Raw genomic sequence first — 16,486 nt, forward strand, 5'->3', positions numbered from 1 at the left:
GCCTAGAACTGCTTGCGCAGGTCCATGCCAGCGTACAGCTGCCCGACCTGGGCCTCGTAGCCGTTGAACATCAGGGTCTTGCGCCTTTTCGCGAACAAGCCACCCTCGCCGATGCGCCGCTCGGTGGCCTGCGACCAGCGCGGATGGTCCACGGCCGGGTTGACGTTGGAATAGAAGCCGTACTCGGCCGGCGCCGCCTTGTGCCAGGCCGTGCGCGGCTCGGTTTCGGTGAAGCGGATGCGCACCAGCGACTTGCCGCTCTTGAAGCCGTACTTCCAGGGCACCACCAGGCGAAGCGGCGCACCGTTCTGGTTGGGCAGGACTTCGCCGTACATGCCGAAGGCGAGCAGCGTCAGCGGGTGCCGGGCTTCGTCCAGGCGCAAGCCCTCGACATACGGCCACTCGAGGACGCTCGAGCGCAGCCCAGGCATGGTCTTGGGGTCGGCCTGGGTGACGAACTCGACATACTTCGCGCTGCCGAGCGGCTCGACGCGATCGATCAGCCTGGACAGCGAGTAGCCGACCCAGGGGATGACCATCGACCAGCCTTCCACGCAGCGCAGACGGTAGACGCGCTCCTCCTGCGGGGCCAGCGCCAGCAGGTCTTCGATGCCGAACCGCGCCGGCTTGCGCACCAGGCCATCGACTTCTACCGACCAGGGGCGGGTCACCAGGCGGTGCGCCTGCGCCGCCGGATCGCTCTTGTCGGTGCCGAACTCGTAGAAGTTGTTGTAGCTGGTCGCGTCCTGGTAGTCGGTCACCTTCTCCATGGTGACGGCGCCGGGGATCTGCGAGGTGGCCGCAGGCAGTGGCGCCAGCTTGCCCGGTCGGGGTGCCTGCTGCCCGAGCGCCTCGCGCTGGGCCCAGCCCGCCAGCGCGGCGCCCGCCGCACCGGCCGCCCAGAGGCGCATCAGGCGCCGCCGGCTTTCGTAGACGGCCGGCGGAGTGATCTCGCTGGCGAGCGGATGCTGGAATCCATCGCGTCCGGTTCTGATGAGCATGGCGGTCCTCGGAAGGTTGGCGGCCGGTGCATTGTCCGGCGCCGACGATAACGGTGCTCGACGCTGCGCGTTCAGAGGTTGCCGTAGCTGTGCAGGCCCGACAGGAACATGTTGACGCCCAGGAACGCGAAGGTCGTGACCGCCAGCCCGATCAGGGCCCACCAGGCCGACAGCGCGCCGCGCAGGCCTTTCATCAGCCGCATGTGCAGCCAGGCGGCATAGTTCAGCCACACGATCAGCGCCCAGGTCTCCTTCGGATCCCAGCTCCAGTAGCCGCCCCAGGCCTCGGCCGCCCAGAGGGCACCCAGGACGGTGGCGATGGTGAAGAACGCGAAGCCGACCGCGATGGCCTTGTACATCACATCATCGAGCACCTCGAAGGAGGGCAGCCGCTGCGCGATGCGCCCGCGCATCGCAACGATGCCGCCGGTGATCAGCGCGGCCACCCCGAAGTACACGGCCCAGTAGTCGCTCATGCCGCCTTCGGCCGATTGCCGGAACACGATGGGCTCGAAGCACAGGACGACGCCCAGCCCCCACAGCGGCGCCAGGCGCCACCACCGGGTCTCCGCAGCCTGCATCTTGATGAGGTAGGCGAAGGCCACCATCGCCGCCAGGGCAAAGGTGCCGTAGCCGATGAAGTTGGCCGGCACGTGCAGCTTCATCCACCAGCTCTTGAGCGCCGGCACCAACGGCTGGATCTCGTGCGCCTCGCGCACCACCGTGTACCAGAGCAGGAAACCGACCGCGGCGCTCACCACCAGCATGACGAAGGCGCCGAGCGCGCGCGTGTTGTACTGCTGCTCGAAGTACAGGTAGAAGGCGGCCGTCATCCAGCAGAACAGCACGAACACCTCGTAGAGGTTGCTCACCGGGATGTGACCGATGTCCGGACCGATCAGGTAGCTCTCGTACCAGCGCACCATCGTGCCGATCAGTGCCATCGTGATCGCCACCCAGGCAATGCCGGAGCCGATGCGCTCCATGGCGTCCGCCTGCGAGCGGGAAAACATGCCGAGCCAGTAGAAGATCGTGCTCATGAAAAAGAGCATGCTCATCCAGAGGATTGCGGACTGGCTCGACAGAAAGTACTTCAGCCAGAAGACACTCTCGGCCCGCTCGAGACTGCCCTGGTAGGCGCCGATCGCCAACAGCGACAGCGCCGCGACCACCAGCATGAGCACCCGCAGGGGCCGCCAGAACCAGCCGAGCCAGATGGCCGAGGGAATGGAGCCGAGCAGGATCGCCTTCTCGTAGACATCCATGTAGGCGCCGTAGCGCTGCAGCGCGAACAGACCGCCGGCCGCCACCAGGGCGGCGAACACCCAGTCGAAGACGTTGCGCCGGGAGAGAAAGCCCTCGTGGAGGGTCAGCGTCGTGGTGGCCGAGGTCATCGTGAAGATTCCAGGAGATGGGTGCGCAGATGGTCGAACTCGCGGTCGGTGTCCAGTGTCTTGCGGTTCGACGACAGGGCCATGCTGGCGCGGCTGCCCGCACCCTGCGGTGCCAGCCAGATCCACAGGCGCCGGTCGCGGACGTAGAGCATGGCGAAAATGCCGACGATCAGCAATGCGCAGCCCAGGTAGACAATGTTGCGCCCAGGGGCACGCGCCACCTGGAACACACTCGCCTGCACCTGCGTGAAGTCCATGAGCCGGAAGGCCATCGGGGCGGGATACAGGTGCATGTCGCTCAGTGCGATCACGGCCTGATTCATGAACGACTGCGTGGCTTCACTGGAATCCAGCGGCGGCAGGCCGGCGCGCTGCCGCGCGATCTGGGCAAGCTCGAACAGCGAGCCGTTGAGGATGCGCACCACGACCTCGCCGGCGCGGGCGCGCTCGGCTTCGGGAACGTTGGCCTCCATGAACTGCGACAGGGCCTGCAGCCCTCCGACGGCACGGCCGTCGGCTGTCTCGCCACTGCCCGCCCCCGCGAACAGCTCCAGGGCGCGGCCGGCCGAGGCCGCCAGCTGCTCGGCCAGCTCCGGGCGGGCTGCATCGGTCGCTTGCGCCGCAAAACGGCGCACCGCCTCGCTGCGTGCGGCCGGGTCGGCCAGCGCGTCGCGCAGCAGCAGGAAGCCGTCGAGCTCGCCCTTCTCGTCCGCGGGAATTCGCAGGTAGCGGAAAGTCTCGGCCGGCGTGTCGCGCAGGCCCAGCAGGAACACCGGAGTGCCGCCCTCGCCGAGCTGCACCGGCAGCATGTAGTTGTGGAACTCGCGCGCCTGGCCCGCCGCGTCGCGCAGCTTGTAGGTCACGCTCGGCCCGACGTTGCGCAGCTCGCGGGGGGTCACGGTCTTGTTGCCCGCGCCCAGGCGCGCTTCGATCGATTGGCGCAGATCGACGCTGCGCACGTCGGTGCCGCTGCCCGCGGCGTCGCCGGTAAAGTTCTCCACGTTGATGACCCGCAGCCCCGTGTACTCGAGGGTGAGGGTGTCGGCTCCGGCGCCCTGCCCGCGCGTGAGCTGCGAGCTGCCGCCGATCACGCCCTCGATCTCGAAGGGCTTGCTGTTGCCGTTCAGCGGCACCGACTTCAGGCGCACGGTCGAGCCGCCGTCGTCGAAGCTGGACTGGTAGATCTCGATGCCCCGGTGCCGCGCCGGATGGTTGACCTCGACGCGCGCCGGAATGCGCTCGCCGGTTTCGCGGTCGTGGATCACGATCTCGCTGGCGAACAGCTTGGGCATGCCGGTCGAGTAGTGCTCGACGATGAACTTCTTGAGTTCGATCGAGAACGGCAGCTCCTGCAGCAGGATGCCGTCGCTCTGGTTCAGGATGGCCGTGCCCGACTGCGTACCCTCTGCCACCAGCAGGTTGCCACGAAAGGTCGGGTTGGTCGCCGGCAGTCGGTGCTCGGGCTTGACGTCGGCGATCAGGCCACCGCCTTGGTAAGGCGTCTTGCCGCCCCACCACATCTGCGCCCGCACGATCAGGTCGCCATCGAGCAAGCCGCCCACGCACACCAGCACGATGGCGCTGTGCGCGGCAAGGTAGCCGATCTTGTTGGCCGCGCCCGCTCGAGCGGCCACCATCCAGCCAGTCCCCTGAGCGCCCTCGCGGCGCTGCAGCTTGACGCGCCAACCCGCCTTCGCCAGCGCCCCACCCAGGCGGTGGGCGGCCTGCTCGGGCGCGTCGCCCAACTCACCCTGCGCGCGGTGGGCGAAGGCCTGCAGGCTCTGCTCGCGGATGTTCTCCTTGTACGCCTTCAGGTCGCTCAGGATCTTGGGCGTATTGCGCGCGATGCACAGCGAGGTGCTCAGGACCAGGAAGCCCAGGATCAACAGGAACCACCAGGCGCTGTAGACCGCGTTCAGGTTCAGCGCGCCGAACACGCCCGCCCAGAACGGCCCGAACTGGTTCACGTAGTTCACGGCCGGCTCGTGCTGCTTGAGCACGGTGCCGATCACCGACGCGATGCAGATCACGGTGAGCAGCGCGATCGCGAAGCGCATCGACGACAGCAACTCGACCCCGGCGCGCAGCGCGTGCGAGCCCGAGCGCAGCCTCAGTCCGTGGGTGGTGGCGGTCATGGAGTTGGGGAGAAAAGAAAAAAGGCGGGAGCCATGGAAGCCCCGCCTGTTATGTGTGGTGCGACGCGGGCTTGGTTCCCGCAGAGGTCACCGCAGACCCGCGATGTAGTCGGACACGGCGCGGATCTCGCGATCGTTCATCTTGGCGGCGACCGATTGCATGACGGCGTTGGGGCGCTGGCCGCCACGGAAGGCGATCAGTTCCTCGGCGGTGTAGTCGGCGTGCTGCCCGGCCAGCCGCGGATAGACCGCCGGGATGCCCGCGCCGTTCGGGCTGTGGCAGCCGGCACAGGCGGCGATGTTGCGATCGGGAATGCCGCCGCGCCAGACGCGCTCGCCCAGGGCGACCAGTTCCTTGTCACGCGCGAAGCCGGGCTTGGCCTGCTGCGCCGCCAGCCAGTACGACACGTTGCGCATCTCCTGCTCGCTCAGTTGTGCGGCGAAGCCTTGCATGATGGGACTGGGGCGCTTGCCGGACTTGAACTCCATGAGCTGCTTGACCAGGTACTCGGGGTGCTGCTGTGCCAGCTTGGGGTTGGCCGGGGTGCCGGAGTTGCCGCCCGGGCCGTGGCAGGAGGCGCACACCGCCGTGTAGCGCTGCTCGCCCTGGGCCAGGTCCGGCTTGGCGGGCTGCTGGGGCTTCGCGGCTGCGGCGGGGGCGGGGGCGGCGGGTGCTGCGGCGCCGTCGGCGGGAGCAGCCTGGCCCGCGGGCGCGGCCTGGGGCGACTGCTGGGCCGAGGTCAGCACGGGCGCCGCGAACACGGCGGCCAACAGCAAGGAAGCAGGCAACTTCATAGGGATGTCTGGGTTGGAAGGCGCAAAACCGCGAGATTCTACAATGGCGTCCCTGGCCTGCCCGGCCGCAGGAACCCTTTCCCATGACGCATCCCCCGGGTACGCCCGCTCCCACATCCCCCAACGCTTCGGCCTTGCACGCCGGCCCTCCCGGCGAGGTCACGCCTGCCCAGGCGCTGGGCTGGATGCACACCGCGCGGTTTCTCACCACCGCGCCCCGCCTCGAGTTCCTGCCGCCGCACGCCTATCCCGAGATCGCGTTCGTCGGCCGCTCCAACGCCGGCAAGTCCACCTGCATCAACACGCTCACCCAGCAAAAGCGCCTGGCCTTCGCATCCAAGACGCCGGGGCGCACGCAGAGCATCAACCTGTTCTCGCTGGGACGCCAGGGCATCACCGACGCGGTGCTGGCGGATTTGCCCGGCTATGGCTACGCGGCCGTTCCGAAGCAGGACAAGCTGCGCTGGCAGCAGGTGATGGCCAACTACCTGGTCACGCGCGAGAACCTGCGTGGCGTGGTGCTGCTGTGCGATCCGCGGCACGGCCTGACCGAACTCGACGAGGTGCTGCTGGAGGTGATCCGCCCGCGCGTCGAGCAGGGGCTGCGCTTCCTGGTGCTGTTGACCAAGGCCGACAAGCTCAATCGCGCCGAGGCGAACAAGGCACTGTCGATCATGCGGCTGCAGGCGGGAGGCGGCGAAGTGAAACTGTTCTCCGCCCTCAAGAAGCAAGGCGTGGAGGACACCGCGCACCTGCTGTGGCACTGGGCGCATCTCCCGGGCGAAGCGGACGTGCCGCCGCAATCCGAGCCCGAACCCGAACCCGAGGACTGACGCCATGATCGAGCGCTTCGTGCAAGCCCTGCCCCACGGCATCGAGCTCGAATGCCGCGCGGCCGGTGCGCCCGGAGCGCCCGTGCTGGTTTTTCTGCACGGCTTCCCGGAGGCGGCCTTCGTGTGGGACGACATGCTCACGCATTTCGCCGCACGGGGCTTCCGCTGCATCGCTCCCAACCTGCGCGGCTATGCCGGCTCCTCGTCCCCGGTCGATCCCGAGCAGTACCGCGCACGCCTGCTCGTGCAGGACATCACGGCCCTGCTGGCAGCGCAGGGCGGGCCCATCGAGGCGCTGGTGGCGCACGACTGGGGCGGTGCGCTGGCCTGGTCCGTGGCCAACCAGCGGCCCGAGCTGCTGCGGCGGCTGGTGATCGTGAACGCGCCGCACCCGGGCGCCTTTGCCCGCGAGTTGCGCCACAACCCACGACAGCAGGCCGCCAGCAGCTACATGCTGTTCCTCGCCCGGCCCGACGCGGCCGCCCTGCTCGCCGAAGACGATTTCCGGCGGCTGTGGCCGGTGTTCACGGCCATGGGGCCGGCCGACTGGCTGGACGCTCCCGCCAAGGATCGATATCGGCAGGCCTGGCGGGGCGGCGCTGGTCTGGTCGGCGGTTGCAACTACTACCAGGCGTCTCCGCTGCGTCCGCCCAGCCCCCAGGACCCGGGTGCCGCCGGCCTCGATCTTCCGGAATCCATGCTTGCCGTGCGGGTGCCCACGCTGGTGATCTGGGGCATGCGGGACACGGCCTTGCTGCCCGAGCTGCTGGACGGCCTGCCCGCCTGGGTACCGCAGCTCCAGGTGGAGCGCATCGAGGATGCCTCGCACTGGATCGTGCACGAGCAGCCGCAGCGGCTGGCCGCGCGCATCGAGGAGTTCGTGGCGGCGCCCGCATAGGCGCGCGTGGCGAGCGGGGTCGTCGTCGGCTCGCGGCGAACACCTCGTCGCGAGGCTCGGACCTACGCCGTTCACCGGGCCGCGGAGGCTACGAACGCCAAGACCAACCGCCGCTCAATACAGCGTCGGCTCGCCTTGGGGCCGCGTCTTGAAGCGCTTGTGGACCCAGAAATACTGCTCGGGGCAGGCCCGCACCTCCTGCTCGATCCACCGGTTCATGCGCTCGGTGTCGGCCAGCGGATCGTCGCTGGGAAAGTCCTCCCACACCGGCTGGAAGCTCACGCGATAGCCTTGGCCGCCCGGCAGCATGCGCGCGACCACCGGCTGCACCCGCATGTCCAGCGCGCGGGCCATGCGCGAAGGCGCGAGCAGCGTGGCGGCGGGCACGCCGAAGAAGGGCACGAAAGCCGCGTCGCGCGCGCCGAAGTCCATGTCGGGCAGGTTGAAGAACGCGGCGCCGCGGCGCACAGCGCGCACCAGCGGCTTGGCGGTCTCGGCACGCGAGAAGATCTCGGCGCGCCCGTGGCGCAGTCGGCCCCGGCGCACGGCGGCGTCGATCACCGGGTTGGTCTGCGCCTGGTAGATCGAGGCGCCGCGCCGCTGCACGAACAGCTGGCAGGCGGCACCCGCGACGTCCAGCCCGACGAAGTGCGGCGCGAGCCACATGACCGGCCCCGGGTGCCGGTCGGCAAAACCGACATCGCCCTCGACGTGGATCAGGCGACGCAGACGCGCGGCCGACCCCCACCAGAGCAGTCCGCGCTCGAGCACGCTGCGGCTGAACCACTTGAACAGTTCGCGGCCGATCCGCTCGCGCTCGGCCTCGCTGCGCTCGGGCAGGCACAGCGCCAGGTTGCGCAGCGTCACGCGCCGGCGCGAGCCCGCCAGCAGCCAGAGCGCGCCGCCGACCGATCGCCCGATGGCCGCCTGGACCGGCAGGGGCAACCAGTGGAAGAGCCAGAGGAACGCGAGCAGCGCCCAGCCGCCCACGCGCGACCAGAAACCCTTCACGCGTCGCCCTCCCCTGCCGTGGTGCGCGGCTGCTTGTAGCGCGCGTAACTCCACAGGTACTGTTGCGGGCATTCGCGGATCAGGCCTTCCATCTCCCCGTTGAGCTGCGCGACCGCGCTCTCCAGTTCCGCCGCCAGCGGCCGCGCGAGTTCGCGGCAATGCAGCAGGAAGCCGCGCCCGGCCGGCAGGCGCTCGCCCCACACCATGCGGACCTCGCAACCGGTCTGCAGCGCCAGCCGCGCCGCCAGGGTCATGGTGTAGGCCGGGCGGCCGAAGAACGGCGCCCACACGCCCATGCCCTGCGGCGGCACCTGGTCGGGCAAGAGGCCGACGCCCTGACCCTGGCGCAACGCCTTGATCATCTGGCGCACGCCGGACAGCGTGGTCGGCACTGCAGCCAGCCCGGGCCGCTGGCGCGAAGCCGCCACCACGGGCGCAAGCCAGTCCTTGCGCGCGGGACGGAACAACACGGTGAGCGGGCCGTGCGCGTGCAACTGGCGCTCGGCGATGCCCTGGGCGGTCACCTCGAAACAGCCGATGTGCGGCGTGAGCAGCAAGACACCGCGCCCGCGCGCATACGCCGCGTCGAGGCACTCGACGTTCTCCCAGGCCACGGGCACGGGCCGGCCCAGCCAGAGCCGGGGCAGCTCCCCGACCATGCGCCCGATGTGCGCCACCGCCGGACGCACGGCGGCGAAGTCGTAGCCGGCCTGACGCGCGTTGTCGCGCATCCGGCTGCGGTAGGTCGGTGAGGCGAGAAAGACGGCCCAGCCGAGCACGGCACCGAGTGCGTGCAGCACGCGCAGCGGAAGCCGGGACAGCAGGCGGAACGTGGCGAGCATCGGTTGAGTAGAGGGGAGCCGGAGGCCGCGGGAGCGGCGATAGAATGGGCGCGTCGCTGAGTTATTGAACTACTTGCAGGGCGACGTTAAACAATGGCTGCTAAAGCGTTCGCCGAAGCTCCAGCGAAGGCAACGCCCCCTTCAACTCATGGAGTATCTCAAATGGCGAACGACTTCCTCTTCACCTCCGAATCCGTGTCGGAGGGCCACCCGGACAAGGTGGCCGACCAGATCTCCGATGCGATCCTCGACGCAATCTTCGAGCAGGACCCGCGCAGCCGCGTAGCGGCCGAGACCCTCACCAACACCGGCCTCGTGGTGCTGGCCGGCGAGATCACCACCAACGCGCACGTCGATTACATCCAGGTCGCGCGCGACACCATCAAGCGCATCGGCTACGACAACACCGAGTTCGGCATCGACTACAAGGGTTGCGCCGTGATGGTCTGCTACGACAAGCAGTCCAACGACATCGCACAGGGCGTCGATCACGCGAGCGACGACCACCTGAACACCGGCGCGGGCGACCAGGGCCTGATGTTCGGTTATGCCTGCGACGAGACCCCCGAGCTGATGCCCGCCCCCATCCACTACGCGCACCGGCTTGTCGAGCGCCAGGCGCAGCTGCGCAAGGACGGCCGGCTGCCCTTCCTGCGGCCCGACGCCAAGAGCCAGGTGACCATGCGCTACGTGAACGGCAAGCCGCACAGCATCGACACCGTCGTGCTGTCCACGCAGCACAGCCCCGAGCAGAGCGATGGCAACAAGATGAAGGCGTCGTTCGTCGAAGCCGTCGTCGAGGAGATCATCAAGCCGGTGCTGCCGCAGGAGTGGCTGAAGGAGACGCGCTACCTGATCAATCCCACCGGCCGCTTCGTCATCGGCGGCCCGCAGGGCGACTGCGGCCTCACCGGCCGCAAGATCATCGTCGACACCTACGGCGGCGCCTGCCCGCACGGCGGCGGCGCCTTCTCGGGCAAGGACCCGTCCAAGGTAGACCGTTCGGCCGCCTACGCCGCGCGCTACGTGGCCAAGAACGTCGTCGCCGCCGGGCTCGCCCGTCAGTGCCAGGTGCAGGTGGCCTATGCCATCGGCGTGGCCCGCCCGATGAACGTGACCGTCTACACCGAAGGCACCGGGGTGATCCCCGACGAGCGCATCGCCGCACTGGTCAGCGAACATTTCGACCTGCGTCCCAAGGGCATCATCCAGATGCTCGACCTGCTGCGCCCGATCTATGCCAAGACCGCGGCCTACGGACACTTCGGCCGCGAAGAGCCCGAGTTCACCTGGGAGCGCACCGACAAGGCGCAGATCCTGCGGGCCGCAGCGGGCCTGCGCTGAGAGCGAAGCCGCACCGCGGCTTCCGGGCACGTGGCCCGGCTGCGCAGAGCGCACGGCCTGTCCGCACCCGCAGCCGCCGTCGCGCCCTGCTCACTGCAGCAGCGTCTGCTGGCGCTCCTGCTCCATGCGCTTCATCTCGACATACGTGGTTCGGTCCATCTCGCGCAACTGGCGCGGGTACCGTTCGGTGGCGTTGAACCAGCTCTGGATGCGGCGCTCCGCGCGCTCGCCACGAGGCGCGCTCAGGGAATCGAGGAACGCATCGATCGCGAGGTAGTAGCGCATCACGTTGCGCTCCACGGCCCCGCGCACGCCGCCGATCAGGGCGGCGCCGTTGCCAGCGTCCTGCTCGCGCGTGAACCCCACCTTGTCGGCGCCGGCCGTGGCGAGATAGGCCTGCATCGCAAGGCGCCCCGCGAAACCACTGCCGTAGGAGTAGTTCAGGCGCAGGAAGCTGCGGCCTTGCGACACGGGGATCGCGGAGACGACGATGTGGTAGTCGCGCGTGCCCACCGGGCCGTCGGGAGCCGCAAGGCGGGCTTCGAAGTAGTCCTGCGACGCGGCGACGCCGCGGAAGTCGAACAGCAGCCGGTAGCTCTGGTCCAGCGGCTGGTCGTAGCGCCGGCCGATGCGCACCAGCAGCCCCGGCCCGTCCGGCGTGCGCACCGCGTGGCAGTACTTGATGTTGAACGGCAGGATCAGGATGTCGCACCAGTTGGTCGGATCGCGCAGCGCGTCGCGCACCCGCTCGAACGGGTGCTCCAGCAGCGCGTGCACCTCCCCGTGCAGCGTGTCTCCGTCCTCGCGCGAGGCGATGTGCAGCGGCTGGCCGTAATCGCTGTTGCGCAGCTGCGGCGCGAGCTGCTCGTAGCGGGCCCGTAGCGCGGCCGGGTCGGCCTGCGCAGCCAGCGGCAGCAGCAGGCCACAGGCTGCCGCGAGGCAGGCCAGTAGCGTGAGCGCGCTGCGGCCGAGGCGTGGCTGGGGCAGGCGAACCATCAGGCCATCTCCGCCTGGTCGGGCGTGAAGCTCGAAGCGTCCAGCACCTTCAGCACGTCCAGCTGCACGCCGCCCGTGAACAGCAGGTGGGGCCGCACCGCATAGACGAAGTGCCCGCGCGGGCCGAGGTCCAGCACCATGCGCAGGCTGGGCTCGCGCATTTCCTCCCAGGTGCGCACCAGGCGCGTGCGCACCAGGTTGTCGTCGCATTGCAGAGCCTTCAGCCGGTCGTGATTGCGCACCAGCGCCGTCGCGTCGAGATAGCTTGCGGCGGTCTTGTTGCGGGTGTGGAAGTTGGGCGTGAGATCGATCAGCAGCGTGAGCGCACTGCCTTCGACTTCCAGCGCAAAGCGGCGGCCGATCAGCGCCTCGCTGGCATCGCCGCCGCCGTAGGTCAGGTGTAGGTGGGCCGTCGTGCGCCGCAGGGAATACCGCATGGCATGCGACTGTGCGCGATGGGCCAGCGCATGCGTGTAGGACGCTGCAGCGAGGCCCTGTGCGGCCGTGGGCGCGATAGTCCCGCGCGGCAGAAAGCCGCGTCCACCGGGTTGGCCGGACCTTTTCCTACAGCCAGTCTTCGGCTTGACTGACGGCCGTGTTTGCGGCGCGCGCGATCATCGTTCGCAAAAGGGTTTGCGAGGCGCTGCGTGGCGCAGGCGCACGCGCCCTTCCACATACAGGAGCATTGCCATGGCAGAAGACAAGGATCTCAACCGTGATCCGCTGAGCGACGAGCCCGGATCGCACCCCGTGGGCACCGGCGTCGGAGCGGCAGGCGGCGCGCTCGCGGGCGCCGCGGCCGGCGTGATCGGCGGTCCCGCAGGCATGGCCGTGGGCGGCGTGGTGGGCGCGCTGGTGGGCGGCCTCGCGGGCCGTGCCGCGGCGGAGGCCGTGAACCCCACCGAAGAAGAAGACTACTGGCGCGAGAACTACAGCCGTGAGCCGTACTACGCGTCGGGTCGCAGCTTCGACGACTACGGTCCGGCCTACCGGCACGGCCTTCACGCGCGCCAGCGCTACGACGACTGGGACACCGCCGAGCCGTACCTCGCCTCCGAGTGGGAGAACACCCGGGGCGGTTCCTCGCTGAGCTGGAAGGACGCGCAGCCCGCCAGCCGCGCAGCCTGGGACCGGGTGGATCCGCACTACCGCGGCAACACCGGCGGCTTCAGCGGCGCGGGCAGCATCAGCGGCACGGCGTCCGGCGCGGCCGCCGGTACCGACGGGCGCCTGATGGGGGCGCCGATCGGCGGCAACGTAGGCGCGGACATGGGCACGCGCGCTTCCGACCCGGGGGCGCCCGACGGCAACCTGCACCACTACGGCACCGGCATGGCATCGACCGATTCGTCGCTGCGCACCGGCGGCCCCGGCGTGGGTGACACGCACGAGCGCAGCGCGGACCACCGCGGCGACGCCGATCGCGATCTCGACCGCGACCGCCTGCGCCGCGACGAAACGACGCACATGCAGTCCAGCGGCATGGGCTCGAGCAACGTCGGATCGGGCTCCATGGGCTGGGACAGCATGGGCGCCACCAGCACCATGACCGGCGGCACCCTGGGCGCGAGCGCCGGCATGGACGCCAGCTACACCGCGGGCACCACCACCGGCCACGACATGGGCACGGCAAGCGGCGCGGCCAGCGGGATGGGCTCCCCCGGGGCCCAAGCCGACCGCCGCGTGGCGGCCGCCCACTCCGACGACGCGAGCCGCAGCACGTCCAGCGCGGGGGGCACGGGCACCAGCGGCATCGGCGCGACGATCGGCTCGGCCCAGCAGGCCGGCAAGGATTCGGGCGACCGCGAGGACACCATCAAGGTGCTGAACGACCTGATCGAGACCTGCAAGGACGGCGAATACGGCTTCCAGCAGTGTGCCGACCATGCCTCGCGCGAGGACCTCAAGAGCATCTTCCGCCAGCGTGTGGAAGACTGCCGGCGCGGCGCGAGCCAGTTGCAGGAGCAGGTGCGCTCTCTGGGCGGGCGGCCCGACGACGACGGCAGCGCGATGGGTTCGGTCGCACGCGGGTGGACCGCGACGCGCGCCGCGCTGAGCAGCAACGACGACAAGGCGGTCCTCGAAGAGGCGGAGCGGTCGGAGGACAACGCGCTGGCGCGCTATCGCAAGGCGCTGCAGAAACCGCTGCCGGACCACATCCGCCAGATCGTGCAGCACCAGCTCGACGGCGTTCAGCGCAACCACGACCAGATCAAGCGGCTGCGCGACCAGTTGCGTGCCGCGGGCTGAACGCCAGACCGAGACCTCCGCGCGGGAGCGCCCGCGCGGCGCGCGCCGCACCGCCACCGCGTCTTCCGACCGGGGCGATGCGGCGGCGCATTCCGCGCTGCAGACCTACCGCGCCAAGCGCGATTTCGCACGCACGCCCGAGCCGGCCGAGGGCGGCGCCGCCGACGAGTCGGCGCGCGCCTTCGTAATCCAGAAGCACTGGGCGCGGCGCCTGCACTACGACTTCCGCCTCGAGCTCGAAGGCACGATGAAAAGCTGGGCCGTCCCCAAGGGGCCCAGCCTCGATCCGGCCGACAAGCGCATGGCCATGCCCACCGAAGACCATCCCATCGCCTACAACCGGTTCGAAGGCGAGATTCCCGCGGGCAACTACGGCGCGGGCAAGGTCATCATCTGGGACAAGGGCGTGTGGCTTCCCTTGGACGAGGACCCGGGCCGGGCCTGGCGTGCCGGCAAGCTCAAATTCGCGCTGCACGGACACAAGCTGCAGGGCACCTGGAACCTGGTGCGCATGAAAGGCCGCGGCGGGGACCGCGAAGATCCCTGGCTGCTGATCAAGGAACGCGACGCGCACGCCCGCCAGGCGGCGCAGTACAGCGTCACCGATGCCCTGCCCGACAGCGTTGCGCACCTGCCGGACCGGCCGCAGGCGCCGCCAGCCGAAAACGCGGCCAACCCGCCGCAGGCGGCGGCGCCCTCGCGCGAGGCGGCACCGCGGGCCGCGGCGCGCGCGCGCCATGCTCCCGCCGCAAGCAGATCGGAGGCGCCGGCAGCGCAGACGCGTCCGCCGGAAGCACGCGCCTGCGCCACGTCGGCGCGGGAAGCGCGCGGCACGCGTGCGCGTGCATCGGCTGCGCCAGCGCCCGACGCAGCCGCTGCAAGCGGCCCGCCTGCCGGCGCGCGGCGGGCGCCATTGCCCGCCACCCTCAAGCCGCAGCTGGCGGTGCTCGCCGATTCGCCGCCCCCGGATGCGAGCGGAACATGGATCTACGAAATCAAATTCGACGGCTACCGCATCCTCACGCGCGCCGAAGGCGGGCAGCTGCGCCTGTTCACGCGCAACGGCAACGACTGGACGCACCGCATGCCGCAGCTGCACACCGCCTTGGCGGCCATGGACCTGCCGGACGGCTGGTACGACGGCGAAATCATCCTGCCCGGCAGCCATGCGCCCGCCGACTTCCAGGCGCTGCAGGGCGCCTTCGACTCGCAGCGTGCGCGCGACATCGTGTACTACATGTTCGACCTGCCCTGGTGCGCGGGGCACGACCTGCGCGCCGTGCCGCTCGAGGCGCGTCGCGAGGTGCTGCAGCGCATCGTCGCGCGCAAGCCGCAGCCGCAGGTGCGCTTCTCCGAGGAGTTCGACGCACCGGCGCAGGACGTGGTCGCATCGGCGTGCCGGCTGGGGCTGGAGGGCGTGATCGCCAAGCGCCGCGGCTCGCACTACAGCAACGAGCGCAGCGCCGACTGGCTCAAGCTCAAGTGCGGACTGCGCCAGGAGTTCGTGATCGGCGGCTTCACCGACCCCAAGGGATCGCGAACCGGCCTGGGCGCGCTGCTGCTGGGGGTGCACGGCCCTGATGGCGCGCTGCACTACGCCGGCAACGTGGGCACCGGGTTCACTCAGGACACCCTCGCCGAGCTGCGCACAGGCCTCGACGAACTGGTCACGTCCCAGTGCCCCTTCAGCGGCGGCGGGCGCCCGGCCGGGCGCCCGCACTGGGTGCGCCCGGAACTGATCGCAGAAGTCGCGTTCAGCGAGTGGACGCGGGACGGTCGCGTGCGCCACGGGGTCTTCCACGGACTGCGCAGCGACAAGCCGGCCGCGGCGATCACTCGCGAGCAGGCGGTGTCGTCCTCTGCGGCCGGCGCGCGCGAGGCCCCTGCGCGACGGACGCGCGATGCGAGTGCCAGGGGCAAGGGCGCTGCGCCACCGGCAACGCCACTGCCGCCAGCGCAGGCCGACGCGCTGCTGCAGTCGCTGCGCGTGACGCACCCCGAGCGCCTGGTGGACACGGCCAGCGGCGTGACCAAGATGGACCTGGTCCGCTACTACGCGCAGGTCGCCGACCTGATGCTGCCGCACCTGGCCGGGCGCCCCGTGTCGCTGGTGCGCGCACCCGGCGGGATCGACGGCGAGCTGTTCTTCCAGAAGCACTCCGAGCGCTACACCATCGCCGGCATCGACGACCTCGACCGGGCTCTGGACCCGGGACACCCGCCGCTGCTGACGGTGGCCCGGCCCGAAGGGCTGGTGCACGCGGCGCAGATGAACGTGGTCGAGTTCCACACCTGGAATGCGGTGGCGCAGCGCATTGCCGAGCCTGACCGCATGACCTTCGACATCGACCCGGGCGAGGGCATCACCTGGTCGCAGATCCAGCAGTCGGGCTTGCTGGTGCGGGCGCTGCTCGAGGAGCTCGGGCTGCCCGCCTTCCTCAAGACCAGCGGCGGCAAGGGCCTGCACGTGGTGGTTCCGCTTGCGCCGCGCTTCGACTGGGGCGCGGTCAAGGAGTTTTCGCAGGCGGTGGTCCAGCACCTCGCGCGCACCCTGCCCGAGCGCTTCGTCGCCAGGAGCGGGCCGCGAAACCGGGTCGGCCGCATCTTCATCGACTACCTGCGCAATGGCTTCGGTGCAACCACGGTGGCCGCGTGGTCGGCCCGCGCGCGGCCCGGCCTCGGCATCTCGGTGCCGGTGGGCTGGGACGAACTGCAGGAGTTGACCGGCGGCGCCCACTGGACCGTGCGGACGGTGCAGCAGCGCCTCGCGCGGGGCAACACGCCCTGGGACGGCTACGACGCGCAGCGAGCGGACCTGCGCGAGCCCATGCGCAAGCTCGGCTTTTCGCCCCGCGCGTAGCGCCGCGCCGTGAGCGCGAGACCCACGCAACAGGAGATTGCTGAGCATGCGGGTCCGCACACAGCGCCTAGACTCGCCGGCCGGATGCAAGCCTTGCATCGGGACCGGGTCCGGGCACCACGGCCAG

The 16,486-nt window shown here is 70.1% G+C and carries 13 protein-coding genes; 5 read left to right on the forward strand and 8 right to left on the reverse strand.

The window, feature by feature from the left end; genetic code table 11:
• Positions 1–2: 2 nt before the first annotated feature.
• The 4 genes from msrP to WG922_RS00935 form a co-directional block, all read right to left on the reverse strand.
• A complete protein-coding gene (msrP, locus tag WG922_RS00920; RefSeq protein ID WP_340279969.1) occupies positions 3–1,001 on the reverse strand; it encodes a protein-methionine-sulfoxide reductase catalytic subunit MsrP in 999 nt (332 codons plus the stop codon).
• A 71-nt stretch (positions 1,002–1,072) separates the two neighbouring features.
• Positions 1,073–2,395 (reverse strand): c-type cytochrome biogenesis protein CcsB, encoded by a 1,323-nt coding sequence (gene ccsB, locus WG922_RS00925; RefSeq protein WP_340279970.1) that lies wholly within the window; start codon positions 2,393–2,395, stop codon positions 1,073–1,075.
• Entirely contained in the window at positions 2,392–4,530 is a 2,139-nt protein-coding gene (locus WG922_RS00930) for a cytochrome c biogenesis protein ResB (RefSeq protein WP_340279971.1), read from the reverse strand. The genes ccsB and WG922_RS00930 overlap by 4 nt, the downstream gene beginning before the upstream one ends.
• A gap of 87 nt (positions 4,531–4,617) precedes the next feature.
• The gene (locus WG922_RS00935) at positions 4,618–5,325 is read right to left on the reverse strand and encodes a c-type cytochrome (RefSeq protein WP_340279973.1); all 708 of its coding nucleotides are present in this window, start codon (positions 5,323–5,325) and stop codon (positions 4,618–4,620) included.
• Positions 5,326–5,408: 83 nt separating this feature from the next.
• Between WG922_RS00935 and yihA the strand changes: the two genes are divergently transcribed.
• Both yihA and WG922_RS00945 read left to right on the forward strand, forming a co-directional pair.
• Entirely contained in the window at positions 5,409–6,158 is a 750-nt protein-coding gene (gene yihA, locus WG922_RS00940) for a ribosome biogenesis GTP-binding protein YihA/YsxC (RefSeq protein ID WP_445322776.1), read from the forward strand.
• 4 nt (positions 6,159–6,162) lie between these two features.
• The gene (locus WG922_RS00945) at positions 6,163–7,056 is read left to right on the forward strand and encodes an alpha/beta fold hydrolase (protein WP_340279974.1); all 894 of its coding nucleotides are present in this window, start codon (positions 6,163–6,165) and stop codon (positions 7,054–7,056) included.
• 114 nt (positions 7,057–7,170) lie between these two features.
• Here the strand turns inward: WG922_RS00945 and WG922_RS00950 are convergent, their stop codons facing one another.
• Together WG922_RS00950 and WG922_RS00955 are read right to left on the reverse strand one after the other, a co-directional pair.
• Complete coding sequence (locus WG922_RS00950) at positions 7,171–8,067, reverse strand: LpxL/LpxP family acyltransferase (protein ID WP_340279975.1); 897 nt, start codon at positions 8,065–8,067, stop codon at positions 7,171–7,173.
• Positions 8,064–8,909: a lysophospholipid acyltransferase family protein gene (locus tag WG922_RS00955; RefSeq protein WP_340279976.1), complete on the reverse strand. Its 846-nt coding sequence runs from the start codon at positions 8,907–8,909 to the stop codon at positions 8,064–8,066. The genes WG922_RS00950 and WG922_RS00955 overlap by 4 nt, the downstream gene beginning before the upstream one ends.
• A gap of 162 nt (positions 8,910–9,071) precedes the next feature.
• Between WG922_RS00955 and metK the strand changes: the two genes are divergently transcribed.
• Positions 9,072–10,253, forward strand: a complete 1,182-nt coding sequence (metK, locus tag WG922_RS00960; protein WP_340279977.1) for a methionine adenosyltransferase — start codon at positions 9,072–9,074, stop codon at positions 10,251–10,253.
• 90 nt (positions 10,254–10,343) lie between these two features.
• Here metK and WG922_RS00965 read toward each other — a convergent pair whose 3' ends face one another.
• Both WG922_RS00965 and WG922_RS00970 read right to left on the reverse strand, forming a co-directional pair.
• Positions 10,344–11,249, reverse strand: a complete 906-nt coding sequence (locus WG922_RS00965; protein WP_340279978.1) for a hypothetical protein — start codon at positions 11,247–11,249, stop codon at positions 10,344–10,346.
• Complete coding sequence (locus WG922_RS00970) at positions 11,249–11,686, reverse strand: hypothetical protein (protein WP_340279979.1); 438 nt, start codon at positions 11,684–11,686, stop codon at positions 11,249–11,251. The genes WG922_RS00965 and WG922_RS00970 overlap by 1 nt, the downstream gene beginning before the upstream one ends.
• A 253-nt stretch (positions 11,687–11,939) precedes the next feature.
• Between WG922_RS00970 and WG922_RS00975 the strand changes: the two genes are divergently transcribed.
• Both WG922_RS00975 and ligD read left to right on the forward strand, forming a co-directional pair.
• Positions 11,940–13,499: a ferritin-like domain-containing protein gene (locus WG922_RS00975; protein ID WP_340279981.1), complete on the forward strand. Its 1,560-nt coding sequence runs from the start codon at positions 11,940–11,942 to the stop codon at positions 13,497–13,499.
• Complete coding sequence (gene ligD, locus WG922_RS00980; protein WP_340279982.1) at positions 13,486–16,359, forward strand: DNA ligase D; 2,874 nt, start codon at positions 13,486–13,488, stop codon at positions 16,357–16,359. The genes WG922_RS00975 and ligD overlap by 14 nt, the downstream gene beginning before the upstream one ends.
• Positions 16,360–16,486: the final 127 nt, after the last annotated feature.

It is taken from the genome of Ramlibacter sp. AN1015, from assembly GCF_037726105.1.
Classification (GTDB): domain Bacteria; phylum Pseudomonadota; class Gammaproteobacteria; order Burkholderiales; family Burkholderiaceae_C; genus Ramlibacter.

Excerpts from the sequence above, each read along its gene's own strand:
- msrP (WP_340279969.1), bottom strand. The coding sequence starts at position 1,001 with ATGCTCATCAGAACCGGACGCGATGGATTCCAGCATCCGCTCGCCAGC.
- ccsB (WP_340279970.1), bottom strand. The coding sequence starts at position 2,395 with ATGACCTCGGCCACCACGACGCTGACCCTCCACGAGGGCTTTCTCTCC.
- WG922_RS00930 (WP_340279971.1), bottom strand. The coding sequence starts at position 4,530 with ATGACCGCCACCACCCACGGACTGAGGCTGCGCTCGGGCTCGCACGCG.
- WG922_RS00935 (WP_340279973.1), bottom strand. The coding sequence starts at position 5,325 with ATGAAGTTGCCTGCTTCCTTGCTGTTGGCCGCCGTGTTCGCGGCGCCC.
- yihA (WP_445322776.1), top strand. The coding sequence starts at position 5,409 with ATGACGCATCCCCCGGGTACGCCCGCTCCCACATCCCCCAACGCTTCG.
- WG922_RS00945 (WP_340279974.1), top strand. The coding sequence starts at position 6,163 with ATGATCGAGCGCTTCGTGCAAGCCCTGCCCCACGGCATCGAGCTCGAA.
- WG922_RS00955 (WP_340279976.1), bottom strand. The coding sequence starts at position 8,909 with ATGCTCGCCACGTTCCGCCTGCTGTCCCGGCTTCCGCTGCGCGTGCTG.
- metK (WP_340279977.1), top strand. The coding sequence starts at position 9,072 with ATGGCGAACGACTTCCTCTTCACCTCCGAATCCGTGTCGGAGGGCCAC.
- WG922_RS00965 (WP_340279978.1), bottom strand. The coding sequence starts at position 11,249 with ATGGTTCGCCTGCCCCAGCCACGCCTCGGCCGCAGCGCGCTCACGCTA.
- WG922_RS00970 (WP_340279979.1), bottom strand. The coding sequence starts at position 11,686 with ATGCGGTATTCCCTGCGGCGCACGACGGCCCACCTACACCTGACCTAC.
- WG922_RS00975 (WP_340279981.1), top strand. The coding sequence starts at position 11,940 with ATGGCAGAAGACAAGGATCTCAACCGTGATCCGCTGAGCGACGAGCCC.